The 876-nt window shown below is 42.8% G+C and carries 1 protein-coding gene and 1 pseudogene; both read left to right on the top strand.

Annotated features, from left to right (window positions below; translation table 11 throughout):
• Positions 1–53 precede the first annotated feature (53 nt).
• A complete protein-coding gene (locus ACO0KZ_RS20445; RefSeq protein WP_422998625.1) occupies positions 54–452 on the top strand; it encodes a hypothetical protein in 399 nt (132 codons plus the stop codon).
• A 71-nt stretch (positions 453–523) separates the two neighbouring features.
• Positions 524–876: pseudogene (locus ACO0KZ_RS20440) on the top strand (IS3 family transposase); the annotation flags it as partial.

Genomic DNA, 876 nt, shown 5'->3' with positions numbered 1-876 from the left:
TGACCCGTCCTGAAATAGATTGACAGTTTTCTTCGTGATTGAAAGGAACGTCAATGAAATCAACAGAACGCAGGAGCCAAAGAGATTACACCTTGGCCTTTAAATTATCAGTGGTTGATCAGGTAGAAAAAGGCGACATGACCTACAAACAAGCCCAAACGCGCTTTGGGATACAAGGTAGATCAACTGTTTTAGTGTGGTTACGTAAACATGGTACGCAAGATTGGCATAATATGGGATTAAGGAAAAATCTCAATTTAGCCATGTCCCAAGAACCATTACCACTGACGCCGGAACAACGGATCAAAGAACTTGAAAAGCAACTCAAGATCGCCAACGAAAAAGCGCAGCTATTTGAAGCCATCGTGAATGTCATTAGAGATGACTTTGGGATCGCCATTCCAAAAAAGCATTTAGGCAAGTCCTTGAGCACAAAAAAACGCCTCAAATAAGTATTAGCAAGGCTTGCCATTATTTTGGTTGGACACGTCAGGCATATTATCAACAAATTGAACGCGACCAAGTGCGTCGAAATGAGCATGATCAAGTCATCGAATGGGTGACGAAACTTCGACTGCGTCAGCCGAAAATTGGCACGCGTAAGCTTCATTACCTACTGCGTGAGAAAAAGCAACAAGCTGGTATTAAGCTGGGACGAGATGCCTTGTTCCACCTTCTCAGAATGCGACATCTATTGATCAAACCCAAACGTGCCTATCATAAAACTACGCATAGTCATCACCGTTTTTACAAGCACCCCAACTTACTAAAGGCAGGTTCTCAGCAAGTGCTCGCTTCTAAACCAGAACAAGTCTGGGTCGCCGATATCACCTACATACCGACAAGTGAAAAATTTGTTTATTTAAGTTTGGTGAC

It is taken from the genome of Undibacterium sp. Di24W, assembly GCF_049340325.1.
GTDB lineage: Bacteria > Pseudomonadota > Gammaproteobacteria > Burkholderiales > Burkholderiaceae_D > Undibacterium.
This window is presented reverse-complemented; position numbering and strand designations above follow the sequence as displayed.

Coding starts and splice junctions, on each gene's coding strand:
- ACO0KZ_RS20445 (WP_422998625.1), top strand. CDS start 54: ATGAAATCAACAGAACGCAGGAGCCAAAGAGATTACACCTTGGCCTTT.